Origin of the sequence: Buttiauxella izardii (assembly GCF_003601925.1) — a bacterium.
Classification (GTDB): Bacteria; Pseudomonadota; Gammaproteobacteria; order Enterobacterales; family Enterobacteriaceae; genus Buttiauxella; species Buttiauxella izardii.
In genome coordinates this window covers 159,763-178,987 of sequence record NZ_QZWH01000027.1, presented here as the reverse complement: position 1 = coordinate 178,987, position 19,225 = coordinate 159,763, and the positions used below count along the sequence as shown (strand labels likewise).

The following is a 19,225-nucleotide window of genomic DNA, read 5'->3' as shown; positions in this document are numbered from 1 at the left end:
CGGGAGGTATCTGGGTGCCGTCGCCGAGAAAATGGGACGGAAAAACGCCGCAGGTGAGCTATCCCGAAGGGGCGAAAGTGTACCGGGTGCGCTCCAAAGGCGACATCTACATTGGCAAAAGGTTATTCCTGAATCAGGCGCTGCGGGGTGAATATGTGATGCTGGAGGAACGTGAGGACGGGCTTGAAGCGATAATATTTAACCGGATGGACCTTGCTTACTACGACAGACGTAAGCAAAGTATCATCCGGATAGATTAGGCAGAATGTGTTACCTGTGTGACCGGTCTGATCTGTAACCTATGTGGCCGGTCGTACACTTCGCTTATCCGACCTACAGTTAGTCGTTGTAGGTCGGGCTACGACAAAACAGACATATCCGCTCTCTACAAAGCTGAGAGTGCTTCCTTCTGTTTTTTGCGTTTCAGTTTTAGCTCGCTGACCAGCACGCCCAGCACAATCAACGCGCCGCCCAGCAGCGCCAACATCGGTAAACGCTCACCGGCTAAACGCCCGAAAATCCCCGCCCATACAGGCTCACCGGTATAAATCACCGTCGCACGCGTAGGCGAAACGCTGCGCTGCGCCCAGTTCATTGTCACCTGAATAATCGCGCTGAAAATGCCAAGTCCTAAGGCCACGACCAGCAAGCCGGGGCTGAATGCTGGTACGCTCTCCCCTGCTGGAATCATGGTGGCAAACGCGACAATCGAGGCCGTCGCCAGTTGCACAATGGTGACGCGCTTAATATCGACCTTCCCGGCCCAGGCACTGATCAGAATAATTTCGGCGGCAATCGCCAGTGCGCCAATCAGCGTCACTATTTCACCCGCCCCCAGCGTGAGCGATGTCCCTTCCGGCCCGGCGAGGAAAATCAGGCCAATAAATGCCAGCGCCACACCAATCCACGACATCACGCCCGGCATTTTGCCTAAGCAAATCCATTGCAGCAGCGGCACCAACGGCACATACATCGCGGTGATAAAAGCCGATTTACTGCTGGGAATGGTCTGCAAACCCCAGGTCTGCATGCTGTAACCGATGGCAATCGCAATGCCGATAAACACGCCAGCTTTGATCTCAAGCCAGGTCAGGCCGCGCAGGGATTTTAGTGACAATAAAGCCACGGCGAGTGCCGCAGTGGCAAAGCGTAAGCCGACAAAAAAGAACGGCCCGCTGAGGGTCATGGCGTATTGCACGGCAAGGAACGTCCCTCCCCAAAACATGGTGATGAGAATCAGGATGGCTTCTTGAGGTTTTATGGCGAGTTGATAGCGGCGCAATAAGGCTGACATGGAAATACCGAAACGAAATAAGCAAGCCGAATAGTGTGCTGCGCGGCGGGGAATGATGCAATGGAATGGGCAAAATAAAACCGCCGGTAAAAACCGGCGGTTGAGATAATCATAACCAGGCGAACGACCTACTTGCTGCTGCCTTTACCGTGGCTATTCTTACCTCCTTTCTGGCCTGCTTCTGAGGCGCGCTGCGGGTCATTTTTGAAGTTCCCGCCGCTATGCTGGCCACCTTTGCGACCTGCTTCTGATGCTCTTTCACGGTCTTCAGCGAAATTACCTGACCCACCACGATGGTTTGCCATTTCTAACCTCCAGATTGGATTGCGAAATAGTTAAGAGATCATATTGCATTCGGTCAAAGAAGATTCTTTCACCGCGCAGCTAAAACTTACTCTAAATAATTCGAGTCGCAGGTAGGCGGCAAGGGAACTTATCCCGATGAGCTTACATAAGTAAGTGATTCGGGTAAGTGAGTGAAGCCAACACCCCTGCGGCTTGAAGTATGACGAGTATTAACGTTGCCGCGTGGAACTAAGCTTAGTGCAGTGAGGGCAATTGACCAGTTAATCGTAATATCTTGCAACATGTAATCGCCAGAATGGGTGATTTTTTCGCCGCTTAATCCATAAGACTTTCTTATTTTTAGTGAAATAGTCACCTCAGGAAAATGTGACGTAATGCGACATTTCCCCGCAAATGCCTGCCAGATTGTGAAGGATCAAGGAATCGGCACTCAAGGTTGCAGTCTGAGCCACAGCACTTATCTTTAAAGTACGGCAGCAAACGCTGCGACACAGGTAAGGAGTGAAGCGAAATGGCTAAAGTTCTGGTGCTTTATTATTCAATGTACGGACACATCGAAACCATGGCACACGCTGTGGCAGAAGGTGCACAGAAAGTGGATGGCGTCGAGGTGACGGTGAAGCGAGTCCCGGAAACCATGCCCGCCGAAGCATTCTCAAAAGCCGGGGGTAAAACGCAAAATGCCCCGCAAGCCACACCGCAAGAGCTTGCCGATTACGACGCCATTATTTTTGGCACTCCAACCCGCTTTGGCAATATGTCCGGCCAGATGCGAACTTTCCTCGACCAAACCGGCGGCTTATGGGCATCCGGCGCTTTACACGGCAAGCTTGCCAGCGTGTTTAGTTCAACGGGCACCGGCGGCGGCCAGGAACATACTATCTCTTCAACCTGGACCACGCTTGCCCACCACGGCATGGTGATTGTCCCTATCGGCTATGCAGCGCAAGAGTTGTTTGACGTTTCACAAGTTCGCGGCGGCACGCCTTACGGTGCCACAACCATTGCTGGTGCGGATGGTTCGCGCCAGCCAAGCCAGGAAGAGCTGTCGATTGCGCGCTTCCAGGGCGAACACGTCGCGCGACTGGCGGTTAAACTGAACGGTTAAATTCATTACGGAGGAGAGCATGCAGAATCAACAATCAAAAGTTCATCATGTGGGTGAATGGGCGAGTTTGAGAAACACTTCTCCTGAAATAGCAGAGGCTATTTTTGAAGTGGCAAAATTCGACGAAAAAATGGCTGAGAAAATTTGGGAAAATGGTAGCGATGAAGTGCTGACGCTGGCATTTGAAAAGACAGATAAAGATTCGCTATTTTGGGGCGAGCAAACCATCGAGCGGAAAAACGTGTAGTCCGATTTCCCCCGCATCGCGCGGGGGAAGTTTCGTTTTTACTTCGCTTCTTTCACCGTCTGCGCTAACACTTCGGTAAATTTATCCCACGGGCAAAAACCATTCGCATCAGTCGGGCAACCGTTGAGTTGGAGCGTCACACGCTGCGGCGGTTGTTGCAGGCTTAATACATCCGCTTTACGCAGTTGCTCGGTGCTTTGATAAACGTATTCCACCTTCATCAATTCACGGTTGTTATCCACATCATGCCAGCGCTGGAACATAATTTTGCCGCCGATTGGCGTACGCTCATATTGCTCAGGCAGTTGATAAGGTTTGAAATCTAGCGCGGTCAGCAGTGAGGCGATATTCGAGTCATGCCCCACCAGCAAGGTGATTTTTGGCCCTTTGTTATTATCCCCGGCCAGCGCTTTCTGAATATATTTGATTAGTGGTGCCGCCACGTTTTTGGCGACCTGCGGCGAGGTAAACAGCGTGTCCTGATAGCCGTTTTTCAGCTGCGATAACACCTTCCATTGCTGGTCGGTTTTGATTTTCCCCCAGGCAACGTTATCCACCGGGAAGCCTTCGTAATATTGCAACGTGAAGGCATCCACCAGCGAGTTACCCACTTTCAGCGGGCCGCTGACGCCGGGTTCTTCTGTCGCATTGGCGCTGAATTTGTCTTTTTGCGCGGTCAGGTCGCAGACTTGTTTTTCTTTGCAGCTAGGCGAGTCTTTGAAATCGACAATTTGCTCAAGAAGTTGGTAACTGTCGTCGAGTTTGTAGTGCTCGCGCTGGGTTTCCATTGCTTTAACCGCTGCTTGTGTAAACTCCGGCGAAGTATTGGTGATCACCGGGTTAAAGGTGGGGTCCATGGTGCCCATTTTTTCCTGGTGATGAACGGGCACATCGCAGCCAGGAAACGCGCCGGTAATAAAGAACTGCGCCGTAGCAACGGTGCGCTGCAAACTGTTGGCGTAGGCGTACACGCTTTGCGGCGTTGGGCATTCACCGCTTTTCACCAGCCCCTGCTCGGCTAACCATTCACGCAGGTAATGGCCCATATACACTTCCAGCACGCCGCCTTTGGTGGTGAGCTGCCCACCTGGCACGTCCCATTCCGGCCAGGATTGCGCGGTGGATTGTTCCAGCACGCTGCCATTATTGGCCAGCGGTGCGCGCAAGTTATGGCGACTCATCAGTAAAACTTGTTCGAGCTTGTAACCCTGTGGGGCGGTTTCGGCCTGCGCCATTGCAGGTGCGAAGCAAGCCATAGCCAATAATGTTGCAATCGTTTTTTTATTCATCCCTTTATCCTCAAGAGGTTATTGCATAACAGTCGCAGGAATTTCGTGCCGCATTCAGTTTGGCAGAAAATAGCGCAACCGCCTTTTGAGCCTGTCGCAAAAACAGAGGAAGAAGGAAAACTATTCAATCTGGATAATGAGTTTTATAATAAAACCAAATGATGTGCTGTGGAGGTAAAATGAAACGCAAAAGTATGGAAGGCAGTATCTGCCCGGTCGCCCGTTCGCTGGATATCATCGGTGACTGGTGGTCGTTGCTGATTGTGCGCGATGCTCTGAACGGCCTGACGCGTTTTGGCGAGTTTCAAAAAAACCTCGGCATCGCCAAAAACATGCTGACTCAGCGCTTAAAACAACTGGTTGAGCAAGACATTTTGACCGTTCGACCCGCAGCCGACGGCAGCGCATGGAATGAATATGTGTTGACCGAAAAAGGCCGAGCCCTGCAAACGGTGCTGGTTGCGCTGGCGCAATGGGGTGGCGATTATCTGTTTGATAGCCACGAAAAGTGCAGCGTGCTGGTTGACGACGAACTCCATCAACCCCTGCGTAAACTCACATTACAAGCGCAGGACGGACGCACTCTCGCCCCTGAAGAAGTGATCGCACAAATCCCGGCTATTCCCGTCGAGTAACTTGTTGAACGGTGGATAAAAGTTCGGTTTATCCGCCCCATCCATTCCTCTCTAACAAAAGCAGAAAGAAAAAATTCCACATAATTTGGTTGCATTATAAAACCATTAAATCTATTTTTAATTTAGTTTCATCATGAAACCTAAAATCAACTTTCACCGACGAGGCTTGACCATGACCACTTCCCCTTCTGTTGCAGTTATTACCGGCGCTTCTTCCGGCATTGGCGCGGTTTATGCAGAGCGCTTCGCCGCTCGCGGATACGATTTACTGTTGGTCGCACGCCGTGAAGAACGCCTGCGCGAACTAGCCAGTAAACTGGAATCATTGCATGGAATTAACGTGCAAATTTTGGCGGCCGATCTGGCAGATGAAAGCGGCATTCAGGCAGTGGAAGCGGCGATACGCGGCAATGAACGCATCGGAGTGTTAGTTAACAACGCCGGAGTCGCGCACCTTGCGCCATTTATCGCCAACAACGCAGCGCTGCATCAGGCGGATATTACGTTGAATATTACCGCCCTGACGCGCCTGAGCCTCGCCGCCCTTGTGCATTTCCAGGCGCAAAACAGCGGCACGCTGATTAACGTTGCCTCGGTCGTTTCGCTGCATGCGCGCGCAGGAAGTTCGGTGTATAGCGGCACCAAAGGTTATGTGCTGAATTTCACAAGAGGTTTGCAGGAGGAAGTGGCGGGTACTAACGTGAAAATTCAGGCGGTATTGCCTGCAATGACGGCGACAGAAATCTGGGAAGTGTCCGGGGTTTCTATGGAAAATCTGCCACCCGCCGCCATCATGACCACGGAGAATCTGGTCGATGCTGCGTTAGCGGGCCTGGATGAAGGCGAAGCGGTGACGATTCCGCCGCTGCATGACCTGTCGAAGTGGGAAGCCTATGAATCAGCGCGACTGGCTGTTTTTGAAAGCTGCCTGACGGGCGTTCCGGCACCACGTTATCAGAAGTAATAGAGGTTGAAGTCAGTTTTTCTTTTAATCAAAAAAACCGGCCAACAAGGGCCGGTTTTTATATGAATAGATATTTATTTATCTGTTGGACCGCAGCCACCAATCATTTTAGAAATAGAAATTCCTGGAGTCAGTAAATAATCGTAGCTACAGTTTTTTTCTTTGTTATAAACACTGCCGGTACAGCCAGACAGAGTAGCCAGAACCGCGGCCAGCAAAGTAAATTTCAATATATTTTTCATTCAAAATCCCTTGATAAATTGTGTAGCACATAAATTACCTGAGTTAATCTGCCGTAATACATTACCTTTATGAGCACAGGCCCCTCAATTAAAAAGGTTATTTGCATCGAAATTGCATTTTCTAATTATTTAAATAGTTATGATGTGTGATTATATTATTTGATATGTAGCTTTTATTGATTGTAAAAAACCCTCACATAATGAATAATATTTGGGCAAGAAGATTTTATACTCGTGTATATGATCATTTAACAAATTTCATTTATGGACAATTATGAAAAATATTTTCTTCTTTGATAAGCTTTTCACGCCAATGTTTCTGGTATTCATTTACTGGTTATGTCTGATTCTGACTACTATATCTTCGCTAGTAACAATGTTTGCAGGGAATTTTTTAGTCGGTCTGATGGCACTCATTGGTGGATTGCTGGGTACCCGAATCTGTTTCGAACTTCTGATGATTGCTTTTAAAAATAACGAATATCTGCGTCGTATAGCAGAACAGCATTCTGCAAAACCAGAAAGCGAGAAGTAAGAAAAAGCCCCGCTGAGTTTATTCAACGGGGCTTTTTCGTTTATTCCAATCAGGAAGTTACTCGTTTTGAAAGCTCATAATGTGCCAGCCAGTACGGATTATCCAACTCGGAAATCGTCACTCCTTTGCTGGTTGAAGCATGCATAAACTTACCCTTCCCTACATAAATTCCCACATGTCGCTGTTGTGGTGTCGTTTTAAAAAAGACTAAATCACCGACTTTCAGCTCTTCTTTCTCAACAACAGTTCCTTGTTTGACTTGCTGCATGGTGGTTCTTGGTAGGTTGATATGAAGTTTTTTGAACGCCACTTGTGTTAACGCGGAGCAGTCGATGCCAGCTTTAGAACTGCCACCCCACTTGTACTTCACCCCCTTCCATTTGTTATAAAAATCAGAAACTTTTGTCTGGCTAATATCGGACGGTCTGAGGCTTAACTCTGCGAATAGACTGTTTCTTTCCAAGGGCTCAGCATGAATGTAGTGAGCAAACAATGGTGAAATAATAAATAACGAGAATAAAATAATTTTTATCAAATGAGAAATCATCGAACAGTACCCTGGTGTTGGCACTTAAATCTTTATCTAACAACCTTGTAGCCATAAAAATCGAGAGTGCGAGACAGATGGCCTCAAGTCTGGATCTTGACCCGTAATATGAGGCGGTTAAAACAACGGTTAAATAATAAACAATGCGAAAAGTGATTACAATGCAGCTAATCCAAAATGGAAATTCTAAGAATTGAAATCAATACATATATCATTTAAAACACGGAAAAATAAAAACTGTGCGGTGCCGGGTGCCTCCCGGTGAATCACTGGCAGGTATACCATGATTCGCATGCTGACTCTCAATAACTACACTACCTTTATGCCTCTTCGCATAGAAGAGATTCACCGCACGAAAACTAGCAAAGCTGTTTTAACAGAAAAAACAGAAACTCAGAAAAAACAATATCATCACAACTGCCTTCGAATGAATAAAGCATAGCGCTTTAACATCGCTATCAATGATAGCAAAAATCATCATTTAAAGAAGACCAACACTTTAAAAATAAGATATTTCGGAGTTAAAAACAGCCTGCTTTTTAATATTTATTAAAATAATCACTTTGAGGCGTTCGGGGCTTCAGAAGTCACTTCAGCTATTTTGCTGTTTACCGGAATAGAATTCGCTATTAGTTGCATCCATTGTGCTGTCACATTGCCTTGTTTGTCTTTTGGACCTGACAGGATGAGGGACATCATCTTGCGAGCCTGGTAGCTGCCACCAGCAGCAGCTAATTTATAGAAATAGATAGCCTGGCTATAGTTGACTGCTACTGAGATGCCTTTATGAAAAATCACCGCCAATTGGTAAGCAGCATCACTGTCTCCCGCTTCTGCTCTGACTTTTAAAGTTGCTAATTTCTCCTTACTATCAGTCGCAGCGTTTTCTATTTCATTACGAGGTTCGGAGCTTAATAATTCTTCTTTTTTCTGCGCCGCTTCTGGTTCAGTTGTGGTTGTATCCCTGGCTTCTATATTATCCTTTTCTGATAGAGTCTCATTTGAAGTAAAAAATTGACCGCCACTTTTTTTACTCATATTGACACCGCCAATGATGACATCGGCATAAGATACAAAAGATGTAGAGAGAATCAGTAAAATGAAATACCGCCTCCTCCCTGTACATCCCTTAATATGGCACCCCCCCATTATTTCACCTTCCAATCCGCAGAGCCGAAAGCAATATCGCCCGTACTCAATCCTTTAAGCGTGTCCTGCAGACTGACATTTTTAAATGCCGAATTGATGGCAGTGAAATCTGATTTGAAAAGGTCAGGTATCTTTTTCTCGTCAAGTTGTTGTTCCGCGGCAGCGCACAATAGTGACTCATTACCAGTGTTAGTCATCGTAAATGCAAAAAGATCTGGCGTCTTTTTAGGCGGAATAGTTAGCGAACCCAAACCGGTAATTTTGGGGTTTTCCTGGAATATAGAAGGATAAACCTTCGTCATGACCCCTTTACTATTTTTGTAATAACAATATAACCATGCCTCACGATTTGTGCGTACCGTGAAGATCACACTCTCATTTAATGCATATTCTGGTTTTTCGGGTAATGTGGCTACTTCAACTTTCAGAGGATTTTGGTTGGTTTTGTCAGCATCTGGCCAAATATTGTCACCCCGGCGGTCCGCTTCCGTAGCCTCATCCCAGCCAATATTTTTGAAGCGTCCATTTTCGTCGATAGTGACATAGTGCCGCATGATTCTTTCATAGGTTTCAAAATTGGGTATTCCTGTGGGTACAATACCTTCATCTCTTTGGAAGGTGAGAATGGCCTGCTTCAATGTAGTGGTAAGACCTTCTGTTTCAGGCGTAGTTAAGTAACCGCCAGCGTAGAGAGCATTCCCAAAAAAGTTAATCTGTTCACTCATATTCATTGCTTTAAACCAGTCGTGCATTTCACGTTGGAATTCGGGGTGAGTCTGGTCAAGCGACAGACACCGCCAGTAAGGAACCTCTGCCCATTTACCGACAATTTCGATCGTTCCCAGGTCAACAAGTGCACGCGTTGCTGGTCCGACCCCTTGACTATAAGCTGTACTCAAACTGAACTGTGTGCCTGCTTTACTAATTCGCCCACCGCCATCAAGCGCATCTCCTTTACCGGCTATTGCCAGTTCATTTGCCGATTCTATTCCGGGTAATATTGTTCGGGTATCAAAGTCGCCAAGATGAAGTTCCAGACTGAAATTTGTAGCGATAAGATCGCTGGTCGTCCCAATTTCAAAGTCATCGCTCGCGACACCAAAACCCGTTCCTTTGATCATGACGTTCTGGTCCATGCTTGTAATCGCACCCGAAACATACAGTTGCGGCTTTGGTATATGCATATCGCCACTATTGAGTAGCAGTGTGGTAATATTTTGAACAGTATCTTGTTTTAACGGGTCAGTTTCAAAATCAACAAATTCAAAAGAATGACTAGAACGGGACATTTTCGAAAGTGAAGTAATAATCATATCCTTTACTGAAACAAAAACTTTCCCTGATGCGTCTGGTATTAACTTGCTAGTAATATAAGTCGTTGGAATATTTTTCTTCAGCAGTAACTGATCCATGCACGATAAGCTATCATCAAAGTTAGAAATTGACCGGATAGGCTTCATTAGGCTTTGGTTTTCCACCAGGGAAGTTTCAAAAAAGGGTATTTCATTTCTTGGTGTAGAATTACAACCATTAAGCATCAGACATACTAATGATGAGACTGCTGTTTTCTTAGTGAACAACATCATATTTCCCCGGCACACTTATCCACAGACATTTATTACATTCCCTGTAACAACGACAACGTTGGGTTGCGTATTTGAGTTTCCTAGCGGATGAGGGAAGGAAGGTTCCGCAGCATTTCCCACCGTTGTAGTGCAATTAACACCACTGCCAATACCATTTTTCGACTTCGTTGAATCTTGTGCTTGCTGCTTAACTCCAAAACCAATCCATTTTTTTGCCTCAAGAGATTTCACGATTGCCGCATCCTTCGGCTCCAGGGACTTTCTTTGCACAACATTTGCCTGAGCACAAAGAACTTTACCTGAGACGAAAAGTAGCAAGATGAGTACTAAATTTTTATTCATTTCCTGGCTCTCAAAATGCCAGTATTAAATACTGGCATAACCGTTAATTGCCTTTAGTTAATAAAATTAGTTACCAACGTTGGAACCCAAATGCTGTTCTGCTGTTGAAGCTGCCCCTACTACGCTGTTAGCAATTGCGCCCTGTACGGCAACTGTTTGTGTATTGCTACCTTTTACTGTGACGCTACCGACGTTTGATGCTAATGACTGTTTAGCTTTAGAAGCTGCGCCAACGACGGAGTTAGCCACAGCACCCTGGACATTTACAGTTTGCTTGTTCGCGCCTTTGATGGTGACATCAGCCTGAGCAGAAGCCATCAATGCTGTACTAATTAATGCACATGAAATGATTGATTTAAAAATATTCATAATTCCCTCTAATTAATGGTTTTATCTGTTATTTATTGATGCGACATTAATCTCGGATTGAGATCCTTTGCCTTTAGATATATTGACTACTGAGCCACCAATGGAAACAGTTTGCGAAACACCATCTACAGTAACGTTCTGCTTACCATTTCCAAGGACTGACCCAAGATTGGTTAATGCAGCACCACCTTGCTTTGCCTCGCTATAAATACTCCCTTGAACAATTACCACTTGCGATGAGCTGGCGTAACTATTCCCGGAGAATATAGATATACCCGAGAGCAATATCACTATAACCCGATGATCCATTTTTATTTCCGTCCATTATTTTCTTGGCGGCGTATTTATATAAGCATTTTAACTATGAAGCAAATGAGCTACTGAAGCCGAGTTCGTAAATCGTAAGAAACAACGCCTTTAATTATTTTATTTTATATATCAACTAGTTAACCGTTAATTCAGGGCATGAATAATCATTCTTGTAGATTAAATCAGTTTCATATGAAAGTGTTGTGTGGTTCTTTTTAATTTCTTAAAAATTATTTTCAAGAGCAACTACTTTATATTTTAATCGCCAATATTAATAGAAATAACAACAAGTTAATGGAATTCAGCCATGGAATCAAAGCGACCAGACGCACGCCAGCAAAAAATGTTTCAACAGGCACTCAACATTGCCTCTGTTGTACATCCATATGCACTTTTCAAACGCACACTAAATTCGATGATAGTTTTTTATTTGTCATCATTAATAATAAGACTTTGCTGAGATTGATAGATTATTATTTAATCAAAACCATGGTTTTTTCGTCAAGAATATTTGATAAACCAAGCTATGTAATAAAACACATAAAAAAACCGTAAAAAACCATTGGAATTAGGATTATGTGGATTGCTTTATTTCAAAAGTATGTTTTTTATTACAATCTTATTTCCTGATAAAAAGGAAGTCGATGTTATTAGATGTCCTGACTATATCAAGACATAAAAAAGCCCCGGGTTTTATCCCGGGGCAAAATTACCTGCCGAAGTACTGATTATTATTATTATTTAAAGCTATATTTCACACCGATCATGGCTGAGCTGTCACTGTAAGCTTTATCGCCAACCTGCACGCCAACGTTACCCCACAGGTTCAGGTTCTTGTTGAGCTGACCTTCCACACCCACTTTCACTTCACCGATGTTACGCGTTCCCGCCTGGCTGCTATTCACGCCGTCAAGTGCTGTGCTGAAGTTGCTGGTGTTGTGGATCCAGTTGGCTTCGACAAACGGCTGGAACTCGCGCTCTTTACCATTATCACCTGCGGTATGACTCTTCAGGTATGCACGCGCCCCCAGACGAGTTTGCACATTACCATCACTGCCGGTCACACGGGTGCCGTTCGCTTCACGGTGGTCGTTAGCTTCAACACCCATCCAGATGGCCTGCGCCTGTGGCTGGATGTACCAGGTGTTAGTCGTGCCTTTGCTGCCTTTGAACTCGCCCATATTGAAGGTGTAACCGGTCTCAACAGATGCCGTGACGCCTTTCGATTTGTACGATTCAGTCGCCAGTTTTTCACCGCTGACCTTGTTATCGAACCAGCTATACTGCGCCCAGGTATCAACATACAGACCGTTCTTCTCTGCGTCGTTGTCATACCAGGTCGCATAAACACCCGTGCTGTAACCGTCTACCGAACCATCGGCTTTGTAGCCCGTGACATGTGAACGGGTGTTGCTGTGGCTGTTACCATAACCCGCCATCACGCCCAGGTGCAGGCGGTTCAGACCATCGGTGCTCCACTGCGCCACGTCGCCGCCCATCTGCAACACATAACGGTTGCTCTGAGTCTTCAACTGGCCGCTGCCATCACGCGAACGGGTTTGCCCGCCCACATTTCGCATCCACATGCTTGTGACTTTCTCTTCGCCGGTCAGCGCGTCCGTATACTGGGTTTCACCCAGACGGTCATGCAGGCGGTTGATGAACATCGTGTTCGCCGTCGCCAGGTTCGAGGTGTACGCGCCCGCTTCCGGACGAATAACCTGCTCCGGTGCCGACGGTGCTACAGGGCCTTCCGGATCCGTTGGAGCGGTTGGTGTGCCCGGATCAACCGGAACAGAGCCATCCACGGCGTTGGTCAAATACCAGTTGGCATTGTTGCTGCCCTGGCCACGAACCAGTGAGTAGTCATAAGCACCAGCCACAATACGGCCTGCCTGCTTGAACTCACCGTCAGACTGCCCGCCCACACTGATTAGCTCGATGCCGTTCAGCGTTTGCGCACCCTGACCACCTGCGTTAGTGACGCTAACGTTGGTGTTGCCGCTGGTGTTACCTGCCACCACCATTTTATCGGTAACGGAGTTATCGTCGCCCAATACAGTATTGAAGTTAAGCTGACCGTTGTTGCCAACATAGTTGCCGTTCACGTTCAGTACATTACCTGCCACGTCGCCGTGACCGATGTTGACCACACCGCTGTTCACCAGATCCTGACCGACAGTAAAGGTCTGAGCTGCACCCGTTTCGTTCTGTGCACCGACGAACAGCGTGCCCAGGTTATCCACGTTACCCGCAACACCGCCGTAACCCGCCAGGAATGCGTCTTTCGCCACATTAACCTGTGTGCTGGCCAGTGTTACCGGAGCCAGTTCACTACCCAGCATCAAACCGCCTTCCTGAATATCGGTCAGACCGGTATAGGCTGCGTTGCCAGACAATGTCACCACGCCTGCGCCCTGTTTAGTCAAGCTGCCTGCGCCGCTGACGTTGTTCGCCAATGCCCAGTCGTCTGCTGCGTTCAGTACCAGTTTGCCTTCGTCGGCAATATCAGCGGTACCCAGTTGTGATGCAGCCGTCGCGGTCAGCTCTGAATCGGCATCGATGTTGAACACGCCGCTGAAGCCGCTGTTGTCGCCGTCCAGCGTCAACTGGCTGCTAACCAGGTCTACGCTACCAGCCGTTGCCGACAACGCGCGGGTGGTGGCTTCCACGCCATCACGAATACTGTTGGCCACCGTGCCAACCGCGTTACTGAACACCACTTGACCGGCGTTGACGATATCGCCAATCCCCAGACCTGCCGCGTCATTCAGTGCCACTGTGGCACCGTTTGCTACGTTGGTGGTGGCGCTCAGGCCGCTGTTAGCACCGTTAACAGTCAGGGTATCTGCCAGTACATTCAGCGCACCGCTGCCGGTGAGGGAACCATCAGACAGACCGCCCTGGCTCAGGCTCAGTGCGCCGCCATTCAGGTCAACAGTAGAGCCAGTTGCAGACTTCAGAGAGCCTACAGTCTGTGCTTTGCCGTTCATGTCCAACGCCGTATCCGCTGCCAATGACAGAACATCAGTTTTGCCCAGCACGTTATCAGCGACCATCAGCAGGTTACCGCTGCGAATATCGGTGTTACCGGTGTAGTCGTTCAGCGTGTTGGACAGCGACACGGTATTGCCCAGACCAGTGTCAATCGCCAGATCGCCAAGACCGGTGATTTTCGCACTCAGGTCAGCCGCTGCGCCACTCAGGCCCGTTGCGTTCAGAGCCAGGGCATCCACACCCGAAGTTAGCAGTTCGACTTGTGTCAGACCGTAGTTGATGTACAGACCGTCGCTGTTATCACCACCCGTCAGACGGTAGTCGTATGTGCCTTTCGCCACATCTTTACCGCCTTGGGCAATATTTGCCGTGGTGCTACTGCTAATCAGATTACCGTCCTGATCGTTGAGCACCAACGCACCACCACTGCCGATGGTGGCCGTGTCAGATTTCGCCAGTTGCACCATGGTGTTGGCATCGTCCTGCGCCAGAATATCCAGCAAGGTTGGAGCCAGCGGATGATCGTTGCTGACGCTACCCACTCTGACCTGTACCGTACCCGTACCGCTCAGATCCATGGATTTCGTGGTATGAACGCTGCCTGTTGCCACGGTTTCACCCGGAGTACCACTGTCAAATATCAGCGTGCCACCGTTAATTTTCAGACCCGCAATCGTCTGCTCGCCTGTGCCAACATGCACGTTGCTGAAACCGTCTAAACGCAGGGTCGCATCGGACAGAGCCAGGGTGTTCAGGTCTGCCAATTCCATCTTCGCGTGTGTAAGCGCCACTGTACCGGCAAATTTATCAGCCGCATTATTGGCCGTGAAGTTGAAGGATTTATCATCCATCAACCCAACTTTTACCAGACCTGTACCTGCCAGATGGCTGGCGAAAGCCACATCATTGACATTGTTAATTTCCAGCGTGCTGTCGCCGTCAATATTGAAGCCAGTACCTGCTGCATCATTTTTGCTGTCACCTAAAGGAAGTAACGTGCCGCTTAATACCAGTTGCGCTTTTTCCTTCAGATTAATGCTTTCAAAACCATTGAAGACATTGGCGTTGCTCAGGATGTAGTTGGTATCAATAACGTTAAGCGTGTCTGTGCCGGCCCCCGCTGTAAGAGTATCGAACACTCCTGCTACAGCAGATTTAAGGTGGTTCAGGTTAAAGACATCATCACCTTCATCAGTGGTGAAATCGTTACCTTTACTACCCGCTTCCAGATTGACGGTGTTGGCACCTGACATCAGGTTTACGTGGCCCGCAATCACAGCATCGGTCTTATTGGTAAAGTTCACGCCTGTGCCCGTCAGGGTTTCGACTGCTTTCTGATCTTTGCTTGCCGCCTGAATAGTACCGCTGTTAGTAAAGTTGGTGACTTTACCATTATCAATATCCACCACGCTGCTGGTCGTAGAAGTGGAGGTCAGGATACCCGATTGATCAACAGCCGCTGTGGTGCCTTTAACGATCAACGCAGAACCTCCTGCCGCGTTCTTGACGTTAACACTCACGCCTGTTTTCAGATCTTTTGAAGTATCGGTAACAAGGCCCTTACCATTCGCTGAAGTGACATTGATAACCAGCCCCTGGGATTGCGACATATCCAGTGCCTGATCGGTAGTACCGCCACCTATTTTTTCAAACTGAATGCCCGTGCCACCACCGTTAACCGCAATAGTGCCGCTGTTTTTGGCGGCCATCGAGACCGCTGTATGGACACCAATACCTTGATCAACCGAGATGGTGGTATTTGTCAGGGCGATATCTTTAACACCCGCTTTGTTTTCAATGGCGCTTCCGGTGCCAGTTGCAGACATATTAATGGTGGCATCGGCCACCGTCAGGCCAACAGCACCATCATCCAGCAAAATCCCATGAGCCGTGCCTGAAGCCGTCGTAGTACCAGCGCCAGTCAGCGCCAGAGATGCACCACCATCGACCACATAAGCCGCTTTACCATTGGTCGCATTGACTGTCGCGGTCGCGGTATTTGTTACCGTCGATGCGGCCCCAGTTACGTGAACACCAGTACCGTTTACAGTGATATTACGACGGTTTTCCAGCGTGCCTCCGCTGACAAACACACCGGTACTTTCATCAGATTTAAACTCTAAGTCACCTTCATGAATCAGCTTGCCTCCATTCAGAACTTTGTAACCATAAGCCCCTTTGGCGACGTTCCCGGTGTCACTTTTCAGTTCAGCAAAACTGGTCAGTACAGAGTCACCTTTTTTATTGTCGATCTGAACACCCGTCAGATCGTAATAGCGACCATCTACAACACCTGCCGTTGCGCCTTCGTTATCGAGCTTTATTTTGACGTCTGCTTCGAGCGTGCCTTCTGCGCCGCCTTCGACTTTGATCCCGGTGGCATTTTTACCCGAAATAGTGACATCCACGCCTGTGGCGTGGACATCACTGCCCTTGCCGGTGACCTGCATAATTGAACTATTTTCACCTGAAGCAATGGCTTTGGCGCGATCTGAGGTAACTCGTGTAAATGTGGCACCATCTTCAACACGGAACAGTGTTGAGCCTTTCGTTGCCACATCCGTTTCACCCTTCGCCGAACCCGCAATCGTTGTCCCTTTACCTGTTACAAAGTAACCGATTTGATTATTACCCCCGGCAAAAGTCAGAGATGCGTTATCCGCAATATCTATTGCACCCGTGTTACGAGCATGGACACCGATTGTACCTTGCCCCACGAGGTTGACAGTTCCTGACTGCTTACCTTTTGCACCTGTTCCATCCACATACATGCCGTAGTTAGCTTCTTTTGTGTTGGTATCCAGGCCGCCGTTGATATTAATGGTACCGGTGTTTTCAGCGGTACTTGCGGCAAGAACTTTTATACCGTAAGCATTAACGCCATTCAGATTAATTGAGCCGGAGTTCTTGACATCAATCGCACCCGACTGAGACAAAATACCGATATTGACCGGAGAGCTAGAAGTCAAACCCAGGATATTGATTGAGCCGCCGTTATTAACATGTGCCGCGGCAGTAGATGCCAGGATACCTGTCGAGTTTCTGGTCAATGTACCCTGTGTTAATTTTGAACCAGCCAGACTGTTATAACTACCACTTGAAATACTCACACCCACTGAAGGCTGAGTACTGGAAATATCCGAGCCTGCTCGGCTGCGCCCAATATAGATTTCACCGCTATTGGTGGCAGTTGAGCTGTTGGCTATGGTGATACCGAAATCAGTGACACCAGGCTGGCTTCCGGTTACATCAGGAGTTGATGCAATATTGATTGCGCCAGTGTTGGAGAACGACGCATTATTGCTTAAAAAGACCGCAGTATTCGACTTATTAACTGCATGTGAAGCAACGTTAATCACACCGTTATTGATAGCTGATGCACCGTTAAGAATGCGCATTGCCTGCAAGTATTCGCCACCCATGTTTGCAACTGTATATTTGTCGCCTTCAGGGTTCTTGTAGTCCAGCATATCGGGGTTAGTACCAGCATCCAGCACACCGTTATTGATTACAGTTGTACCGCTATCGCTGGCTTTTACCAGAATAGAACCCATGATCTTACTACCAACACTGCCGAGAACGCCTTCGTTAACCAATGACGCGCCATTTTCTAAACGTACCAGACTGATGTCCGAAGCAACCATTTCAATATTAGAATTTTTGCTAATATTGATCGCAGCCTGAGATCCATTGCCATGGATATAAGCAACACGATCGCTATCGATGATCGCTCTAACGGCGTCATCTGCAGAAATTCCGCTATTCAGATAGATAGCGTGGATACTATTATCCCAGGCTTTCGTCAATTCCGCAGCATACTGTGCATCATTTAATTTCAGAGCGCCCGTTGTAATACCCAGGATAAGATCAGAGTTATATTGTTTAAACTCATCCAGCGTATTGACGGTACGCTCACCCAAAACGCTGTTAAATTTGCCGACGAAAGTCAAGGACGTAAAAGCAGCAGCATATTGAGATTCATCTTTGATATTACTGCGGCTATCACCGGCGCGTACGACCGTTTTGGTATCGTAATTCAGAGTAGAGCCTGCATTGACCAGGAATGCAGACGAGGTCGTCACACCTTTCTGTGTGCCTTTCATATAGGCACTGAACTGATTAGCTGAATCATTAGTCCAGTCGGCAACAGATTGCCCTGCTTGCACGGTTAATTCGCCGCCATCTTTTACCTGGAAGAAACGCTTATCGATATATTGCCCATTCGCGCCTACCGCAACACTTGGCGTGATTTTAAAATCTTTAGCCGCATAATCAAGCATCTTTTCATTGGCGAAAGTGTTAAGTGTCACAGTGTTTTGCGTAGTCAAATCGGTATACGAAATCGCATTGGTTTGGTCACCAATTTTGAAGATGTTTAAATCAACATAACTTTCCTGCTCAGGCGTCAGGATGATCCCACGATCACGAGCTTGCCCTAAAGTTATGGTTTCAAAACCAGGCTTCCCAGGCTTAATGGCATTGAAGGAGCCCACCAGATTCGAGATATCAGTGACGATGGTACCGATATTGGTATCTTCTGGATTGGTTGTGTTAACGGTAATTTCAATCGCATTCGCCGCTGTAGCATGCATTCCCAGCACCGAGGAAATTAACAGCGCTAATAGTGAGCGTGAAAGGCCAGCTGACTTATTCATATCAGCTTCAGAAATCTCGGGGTTTATTGCCGCACTTTTAACTTTACCTAAGTTACGGGCAAGTTCAGATGTCACAACAAAACACTGTAAACTGTGATTCCAGATAACTTTGAAAACTTTATTCATTTCAATTCTCTCAAAAATTTCTTTGTGATCTTCACAAATAGCAAAAAGCCAGCGTCAACTGTGTATTAACAGCACGCATCGTATAGTGACTAAGATTTACGGGCGTTGGCATTATGAAATTTGAATAAAATTAACAAACTCATCTTGAACATTTCACTGTGATAGTGATCTATCCAAAAACAACCACCACGTCCCTTGATTACATCTTTAAATTAAGTGAACGCTATCCAGGCACTTATTCTCCATTGGTAAGAGATGAAAAAATGCCTCCAATAGAAAAAATAAATCCAGAGGCATCATTGCTGGCTGAATACTAATCACCTGGTAACAGCATGGCAATCGAAATGGATATTCTACTTTTTAAAACCATCTGGAGCCTTGGCCCTAAAAAAACACAACAGACTGAACTGAAACAAAAAATAGCAAATAAAGGATTCAAACCATAATACCAGCTAACAATAACAGGCCCCGCACCTATATTTACCACTTCAGCCATGAAGATTCTAAAAATTAGAATTTTGTATT

Annotated in this window: 16 protein-coding genes and 1 pseudogene; 6 read left to right on the top strand and 11 right to left on the bottom strand. The window is 47.2% G+C overall.

The window, feature by feature from the left end:
- A pseudogene (locus tag D6029_RS13290) lies at nt 1-260 on the top strand (integrase core domain-containing protein); the annotation flags it as partial.
- A 125-nt stretch (nt 261-385) separates the two neighbouring features.
- On the opposite strand, the gene D6029_RS13285 reads toward D6029_RS13290, so the two are convergent.
- Nucleotides 386-1,294, bottom strand: coding sequence for a DMT family transporter (locus tag D6029_RS13285; protein WP_120065202.1), 909 nt, complete (start codon nt 1,292-1,294; stop codon nt 386-388).
- Between the two features lie 128 nt (nt 1,295-1,422).
- On the bottom strand, nt 1,423-1,599 hold the full coding sequence (locus D6029_RS13280) for a con-10 family general stress protein (RefSeq protein WP_034456279.1): 177 nt from the start codon (nt 1,597-1,599) through the stop codon (nt 1,423-1,425).
- A gap of 512 nt (nt 1,600-2,111) precedes the next feature.
- On the opposite strand from D6029_RS13280, the gene wrbA reads away from it, so the two are divergent.
- Both wrbA and D6029_RS13270 read left to right on the top strand, forming a co-directional pair.
- Nucleotides 2,112-2,708: an NAD(P)H:quinone oxidoreductase gene (gene wrbA / locus D6029_RS13275; RefSeq protein ID WP_120065201.1), complete on the top strand. Its 597-nt coding sequence runs from the start codon at nt 2,112-2,114 to the stop codon at nt 2,706-2,708.
- A gap of 19 nt (nt 2,709-2,727) precedes the next feature.
- A complete protein-coding gene (locus D6029_RS13270; protein WP_120065200.1) occupies nt 2,728-2,955 on the top strand; it encodes a YccJ family protein in 228 nt (75 codons plus the stop codon).
- Nucleotides 2,956-2,993: 38 nt separating this feature from the next.
- Here D6029_RS13270 and agp read toward each other — a convergent pair whose 3' ends face one another.
- The gene (agp, locus tag D6029_RS13265) at nt 2,994-4,244 is read right to left on the bottom strand and encodes a bifunctional glucose-1-phosphatase/inositol phosphatase (protein ID WP_120065199.1); all 1,251 of its coding nucleotides are present in this window, start codon (nt 4,242-4,244) and stop codon (nt 2,994-2,996) included.
- Nucleotides 4,245-4,423: 179 nt separating this feature from the next.
- Here agp and D6029_RS13260 point away from each other — a divergent pair, with 179 nt between their 5' ends.
- Both D6029_RS13260 and D6029_RS13255 read left to right on the top strand, forming a co-directional pair.
- The gene (locus D6029_RS13260) at nt 4,424-4,879 is read left to right on the top strand and encodes a winged helix-turn-helix transcriptional regulator (RefSeq protein ID WP_120065198.1); all 456 of its coding nucleotides are present in this window, start codon (nt 4,424-4,426) and stop codon (nt 4,877-4,879) included.
- Between the two features lie 172 nt (nt 4,880-5,051).
- Nucleotides 5,052-5,843 (top strand): SDR family NAD(P)-dependent oxidoreductase, encoded by a 792-nt coding sequence (locus D6029_RS13255; protein WP_120065197.1) that lies wholly within the window; start codon nt 5,052-5,054, stop codon nt 5,841-5,843.
- A 74-nt stretch (nt 5,844-5,917) separates the two neighbouring features.
- Here D6029_RS13255 and D6029_RS13250 read toward each other — a convergent pair whose 3' ends face one another.
- A complete protein-coding gene (locus D6029_RS13250; protein ID WP_120065196.1) occupies nt 5,918-6,085 on the bottom strand; it encodes a YhfL family protein in 168 nt (55 codons plus the stop codon).
- Nucleotides 6,086-6,359: 274 nt separating this feature from the next.
- Between D6029_RS13250 and D6029_RS13245 the strand changes: the two genes are divergently transcribed.
- Entirely contained in the window at nt 6,360-6,620 is a 261-nt protein-coding gene (locus tag D6029_RS13245; protein WP_120065195.1) for a DUF4282 domain-containing protein, read from the top strand.
- Nucleotides 6,621-6,669: 49 nt separating this feature from the next.
- Here the strand turns inward: D6029_RS13245 and D6029_RS13240 are convergent, their stop codons facing one another.
- From D6029_RS13240 to D6029_RS13210, 7 genes are all read right to left on the bottom strand, one after another.
- The gene (locus tag D6029_RS13240; protein WP_120065194.1) at nt 6,670-7,167 is read right to left on the bottom strand and encodes a C40 family peptidase; all 498 of its coding nucleotides are present in this window, start codon (nt 7,165-7,167) and stop codon (nt 6,670-6,672) included.
- A 558-nt stretch (nt 7,168-7,725) separates the two neighbouring features.
- A complete protein-coding gene (locus D6029_RS13235; RefSeq protein WP_147365234.1) occupies nt 7,726-8,205 on the bottom strand; it encodes an SEL1-like repeat protein in 480 nt (159 codons plus the stop codon).
- A gap of 110 nt (nt 8,206-8,315) precedes the next feature.
- Nucleotides 8,316-9,902 (bottom strand): DUF4384 domain-containing protein, encoded by a 1,587-nt coding sequence (locus tag D6029_RS13230; RefSeq protein ID WP_120065192.1) that lies wholly within the window; start codon nt 9,900-9,902, stop codon nt 8,316-8,318.
- A 15-nt stretch (nt 9,903-9,917) separates the two neighbouring features.
- Nucleotides 9,918-10,244 (bottom strand): hypothetical protein, encoded by a 327-nt coding sequence (locus tag D6029_RS13225; protein ID WP_120065191.1) that lies wholly within the window; start codon nt 10,242-10,244, stop codon nt 9,918-9,920.
- Between the two features lie 66 nt (nt 10,245-10,310).
- The gene (locus D6029_RS13220; RefSeq protein WP_208642680.1) at nt 10,311-10,613 is read right to left on the bottom strand and encodes a hypothetical protein; all 303 of its coding nucleotides are present in this window, start codon (nt 10,611-10,613) and stop codon (nt 10,311-10,313) included.
- A 21-nt stretch (nt 10,614-10,634) separates the two neighbouring features.
- Entirely contained in the window at nt 10,635-10,922 is a 288-nt protein-coding gene (locus tag D6029_RS13215; protein ID WP_120065189.1) for a hypothetical protein, read from the bottom strand.
- Nucleotides 10,923-11,659: 737 nt separating this feature from the next.
- Nucleotides 11,660-18,700, bottom strand: coding sequence for an autotransporter outer membrane beta-barrel domain-containing protein (locus tag D6029_RS13210; protein WP_120065188.1), 7,041 nt, complete (start codon nt 18,698-18,700; stop codon nt 11,660-11,662).
- Between the last annotated feature and the right edge of the window lie 525 nt (nt 18,701-19,225).